The following is a 6,423-nucleotide window of genomic DNA, read 5'->3' as shown; positions in this document are numbered from 1 at the left end:
TGCCGTCGGTGGTGGTGGTGTTGGGGGAGTTTCCGGTGACGGTGCATGGGAAGTTGGACCGTAAAGCCCTCCCGGACGTCAACTTCGAACCTCAACCGCTGCAGTATGTTGCGCCACGAACGCCGGTCGAGGAGACGGTTGCCGCAATCTTCGATGATCTGCTGGGAACGTCGACGGTGGGCGTGAACGACGACTTTTTTGCCCTGGGTGGGAACTCTCTCAGTGCGGCCAGGCTGGTTGCGCGAGTGAATTCTGTTCTCGGCGAAAGGATCAACATTCGCGACGTCTTCGATGCTTCTACCGTTGCAGCGCTGGCCGAGTTGGCGCAGTGTCGCGGAGGAGAGGGGGCCAAGCCGGCGTTGAGGCCGCGGGGTACGACGACGGATATCCCACTTTCGCCGGCGCAGGAGCGAATGTGGTTTGCGAATCAGTTCGACCCCGAGTCCGCCGCCTACAACGTCGCGTGCGCGTTGAGGCTCGACGGCACAGTGAATCTGAGTGCACTTCACGCGGCATTTGTCGACGTCGTCGAGCGGCACGAGTCCTTGCGCACTGTTTTTCCTCTCACTGACGACGGCCCGCGTCAAGTGATCATGTCTACCTCACAGGTGGTATCGGATCTTGCACCGATACTTGTGCAGGGAGAGGAAGAGCTGCGCGAGCGTTGCCGGCAGATCGTTTCGGATGGTTTCGACGTCATGCAGCAGGTCCCGATGCGCGCCACCTTGTTGCGGCGAGACGACCAGGTCCACTCGCATGTCCTGGTGATCGTGATTCACCACATCGCCGCCGACGGATTCTCCACGGTACCGCTGGCCCGAGATCTCATGAGCGCATACACCTCCCGTGTGAACGGTGAGGCACCGCAGTGGGCGCCGCTCGGGATCCAGTATGCCGACTACGCGTTGTGGCAACGTGGTTGGTTGGGCTCGGAATCGGACTCTCGGTCTCTGATCTCGAAACAGCTCGGCTATTGGGCCGAGAATCTTGCGGGCGCACCGGAGGTTCTCGACATTCCGACCGATCGACCGCGTGTTGATGTGCGTTCGCTTCGGCGCGGACGGATCAGGTTCGTGTTCGGTCCGAAGGTGCATGCCGGTGTGGTTGCCCTGTCGCGCAAACACAACGCCACGGTCTTCATGGTTGTGCACGCAGCCTTGGCAGTGCTGCTGGCGAGGCTCAGTGATGAGGACGACGTAGCCGTCGGAACTCCCATCGCCGGGCGTGGGGAGCGCGAACTCGACGACCTGGTGGGCATGTTCGTCAACACGTTGGTGTTGCGCACTGCAGTGGACCGCGGCGCAACTTTCGGAGACTTCCTCGACCAGGTCCGAAACGTAGATCTGAGCGCCTTCATTCACGCGGACGTGCCGTTCGAAAGAGTCGTCGAGATCGTGAATCCTTCACGTTCGACGGCGTACTCGCCCCTGTTTCAAGTCATGTTGGAGTTCCAAGACATCGAACGGCCTGCACTCGAACTCCCCGACCTGCAGGTGACCGACGTGGGCGTCGAGATCGACACCATCAACTTCGATCTTCAGTTGACGGTGACGCAGAACGCCGGCGCAGCCGGCGAATCGGACGGTCTTCGCGCCGAATTCGGATATGCCACAGATATTTTCGACGAGGAAACGGTAGCGGGCTTCGCCGACCGCCTGCAACGGATTCTCGAGCGCGTTATCACGGATCCGCAATCACGGATCGGAGATATCGAGATCCTCGACGCCTATGAGTCAGCCGAACTGGTACCCGTGCGAGGTGAGATTTCCGCCGCTGTTCAGACCCTTCCGGATTTGCTGACTGCAGCAACAGATATGGCGACTGCCCAGGATCCCGGCGCCGTTGCGCTGGTGTTCGAGGAACGTGAAGTGACCTATCTCGAACTCGACGCGCAGTCGAACCGATTGGCCCGCATGCTGATCGAATCCGGAGTGGGTCCCGAATCGGTGGTGGCGTTGTGTCTCCCACGCTCCATCGAGTCCGTTCTGGCGGTGTGGTCCATTGCCAAGACAGGTGCGGCATTCCTTCCCGTGGACCCGGGACATCCTGCTGCTCGTATCGAGCACATGCTGGGCGACTCCGGTGCAGGGTGGGGGATAACGTCTCGAGCTCACAACGCGGCATTGTCCGGCCTCGTGCCGTGGCTGGTCCTCGACGATGCCGGTTTCGAGGAACGGCTGCGGGCGTACTCGCCATCGAAAGTCACCGACGCGGATCGGAAGGCACCGATTCGCATCGACAATCCGGTCTATCTGATCTACACGTCGGGGTCGACAGGAACACCCAAGGGCGTGACGGTCACACATCGCGGGTTGAGCGACTTCGCGCTCCAGGAGCGTGAGACCTTCGCCGCCACGACCCGATCCAGAACTCTGCACTTCGCTTCGCCGAGTTTCGACGCGTCGGTTCTCGAGCTCGTGATGGCCGTTGGTGCTGGAGCCACGATGGTGATCGTGCCACCGACCGTCTACGGCGGGTCGGAACTGGCGGCGTTACTGGAGCGCGAGCGCGTCACCCATTGTTTTGCGACTCCGGCGGCCTTAACGTCCGTCGACCCAGACGGTCTCACCACTGTCGGTTGTGTCGTGACAGGTGGGGAAGCGTGTCCGCCGGAATTGGTGGCCCGCTGGGCTCCGGGCAGAAAGATGTTCAACGCCTACGGTCCTACCGAGGCAACTGTCGTGTCGAGCATCAGTGCGGCACTGGCTCCGAACGACCCGGTCACTATCGGCACACCTACTCGCGGATTCAGCGAGGTAGTGCTGGACTCGCGTCTGCGAGCGGTACCGGTAGGTGTCGCGGGGGAGTTGTATCTTGCCGGGCCGGCTCTCGCTCGCGGCTATCACCGGCGATACCCGTTGACCGCCACGCAGTTTGTCGCAGATCCCTTCGGTGCGCCGGGAACGCGGATCTATCGCACGGGCGATCGCGTGCGGTGGACGCCCGACCGACGGCTGGAGTATCTCGGGCGCACCGATGCCCAAGTCAAAGTCCGTGGGTTCCGCATCGAACTCGGGGAAGTCGAGGTGGCACTGCAGACGCACCCGCGCGTGGCCCAGGCGGTGACGGCCGTCTGGAACGGCGACGGCAGGGATCGGTTGATCGGCTACGTGGTTCCCGATCGCGGAGCGAGTGTCGATCCGCGAGACGTCCTCGCCCATGCAGGCAAGCGCCTGCCGTCGTACATGGTGCCGGCGGCGGTGGTGGTGCTCGACGCCGTTCCGCTGACGGTTCACGGAAAACTCGACCGCGCAGCGCTTCCCACACCCGATTTCTCGTCCGCCGCCACACCCGACCGGCCACCGCGAACGGAAACCGAGAATCTTCTTGCCGCTCTGTTCGCGCAGGTTCTCGGTCTCGACGCGGTAGGAGTGCATGATTCGTTCTTCGAGCTCGGTGGCGACAGCATCATGTCCATCCAATTGGTGGCCCGCGCTCGCGATGCGGGTGTGATCATCTCACCCCGAGATGTTTTCGACCACAAATCCGTCGCCGCGCTTGCCGAGTCGGCGCACCTTGAGCAGGACAGGCCTGATGTACTCGCGGAGCTACCGGGATCCGCTGTCGGAACTGTTCCACTGAGCCCGGTGGCGCAGTGGATGCTCGACCGCAGCAGTGGCGGGCTGCGTGGCGGCGGAGTGAAACGGTTCTCCCAGGCGCTCTTGCTGACAGCTCCCGCTGATCTCACCCAGGACCTCCTTGTCCGTGGTCTCCAGGTGTTGCTGGACCGCCACGGAATGCTTCGAGCTCGCTTGGTTGAGAGTGACCGGGTCATGGAAGTCTTACCACCCGGCTCGATCTCGGCCGAAGGACTGATCCACCGCGTAGCTGTCGATTCGGTGGACGACGAAGGTTTCAGGGCCTTGGCGTCGGGAGAACTCGAGGCCGTGGCCGACAGCTTGGATCCCGCCACGGCTGACATGGTGCGCGTGATCTGGTTCGACCTGGCCGTCAAACCTGACGTGTCGACCGGGCGGGGCCGACTACTTGTGGTGATTCATCACCTGGTTGTCGACGGCGTCTCGTGGCGCATTCTGGTCACCGACCTGGCGTCGGTGACAGCACAACTCCAGGCCGGTGTCACGCCCGAACTGCCACAGATCGGAACGTCGTTCCGGCGATGGGCGCATGGGCTTGTCGAGCACGTGGGCGACCGGAGCGTCGAACTGGACATATGGAAAACGATCCTGGACGGCGATGACCCGTTGATCGGTTCGCGCCCACTCGATCCCACGATCGACGTCGACGAGACGGTCGACACCGTTACAGTGGACATCTCGCCTTCGGCGACCAGGAACCTTCTCACCACGGTTCCTGCGGCATTCCACGCCGGCGTGAACGACGGACTCGTCACCGCTGTTGCGTTGGCCTCGATCGAGTGGCGACGACGCCGCGGTATGGATACCGCTGCCGCCCTGATCACGCTCGAAGGACACGGGCGCGAGGAAGGAGCGGTTCCTGGTGCAGACCTCGCTCGCACCGTTGGTTGGTTCACCACGCTCTACCCGGTGCGCGTGGAACTTGGCGCAATCGACGTCGACGACGCACTGGCAGGTGGCGCCGACGCCGGGCGGGCTCTCAAAGCTGTCAAAGAGTACGTGCGTGCGATCCCCGATCATGGAATCGGATTCGGGATGTTGCGGTACCTGTCGGGCGAGAGCGACCCACTCGGCCGATTCCGTTCTCCTCAGATCAGTTTCAACTATCTGGGCCGGATCAGCTCCTCTGACGGAACACAGGACTGGCTGCCGGTGGAGGGCAATCGAAGGCTCGGCGGAACCCAGAATCGGTCCATGCCTGTGGCGTCCGTGATCGACATCAACGCGGCGGTTGAGGACCATGTCGACGGGCCCTGCCTGACAGCATCTTTCACCTTTCCCCGCGGAGTGCTCGACAGGTCTGACATCGCGGAGTTCGCGGAACTGTGGCGTCGTGCGCTCGACGGACTCACCGCGCACGCGTCGCGACCTGATGCGGGCGGTCTGACGCCGTCGGACATTCCCCTCGTCTCGGTCGACCAACAACAGATCGAACGCTGGGAGAACGACTTCCCCGGATTGCAAGATGTCTGGTCGGTGTCGCCCCTTCAGGCCGGGCTGATGTTCCATGCCTCACTGGCGGCCACGTCGACGGACGTCTACACAGCGCAGTTGTGCGTCGAGCTCGAAGGAGCGGTTGATTCCGAGCGTTTGCGCGGCGCTGCTGCCGGACTACTCGCAAACCACCCGAATCTGTGTGCAGCGTTCCTCTACGACGTGAACGGCCTACCGGTGCAGTTGATTGTCGACGATGCAGTGATTCCCTGGACCGAGGTCGACCTGAGTGATCGCGGATCGGCAACCGACGCAGATCTGGAGCGCCGCCTCGACGAGGACCGCAGTGCACCCTTCGACCTCGCTTCGCCGCCACTGCTTCGGCTGACGCTGCTGCGAACCTCGCCGACGAGGTGCGTGTTGGTGGTGACGAACCATCACATCGTTCTCGACGGCTGGTCGATACCGTTGATGGTTCGCGAACTGTTGATGCGATACGCGGCCGACGGTCTCCCGGTCGAGAGGGCCCCGGCCGATCTTCCCGAGACTCCCTCCTACCGCGCCTATCTGGAATGGTTGATGCACCGCGATATGGAGACCTCGCTCGCGGCGTGGGAGGACGCCTTGGAAGGCGTCGACGAGCCGACGTTGTTGGCGCCTTCGACGCCGATCGTGGAGCAGCTGGTGCCCGAAGAGGTTGCCGTCGATCTACCCGATTCGGTGCGCGACGGACTCGGTGCGCTGGTCCAACGGAGCGGGATCACGATGAACACGGTGATCCAGGCGGCGTGGGGTGTCCTACTGTCTCGGATGCTTTCCCGTGACGACGTAGTCTTCGGCGTCACGGTTTCGGGCCGCTCACCCGAGTTGTCTGGTGTGGAAAACATGATGGGGCTGCTGATCAACACGTTGCCTGTCCGAGTGCAACTGGATCCGGACGAGACGTGTACGCAGCTGCTCGCTCGACTGCAAAGCGAGCAGACAGCTCTGCTCGATCATCACTATGTCGGACTCGGCGCGATTCAATCTGTCGTAGGGACAGGCAATTTGTTCGACACACTGTCGGTCTTCGAGTCGTATCCGATCGATACCTCGGGGATGGGCGGGAACACCGACATTGCCGGTATGCGCGTCACCGCTGTGAATGCCCGCGACGCCACGCATTACCCGCTCACCGTGCTGTCGGTCGCGGAACCGACGCTGCAGGTCAGCCTGCGGTACCAGCCGGCGGCATTCGACCGCGCCGCGGTCGACACCATTGCACAGCGAATGTCGCGGATTCTTGCCGCCTTCGCAGCGAACGCGGATACACCGGTCGGTGAGGTCGACGTGTTTGTCGCCGGTGAGCGTGGGTTGGTGGTGGGTGGTTGGGATGGTGTGGGGGTTGTGG

Annotated in this window: 1 protein-coding gene; it reads left to right on the top strand. The window is 62.8% G+C overall.

Annotated elements, in window-relative coordinates:
- Positions 1–6,423, top strand: a 6,423-nt coding sequence (locus AC1Q61_RS32515) for an amino acid adenylation domain-containing protein (protein ID WP_492654929.1), incomplete at both ends; no start/stop codon positions are given.

It is taken from the genome of Rhodococcus sp. MPR-R1B (genome assembly GCF_058793255.1).
This window is presented reverse-complemented; position numbering and strand designations above follow the sequence as displayed.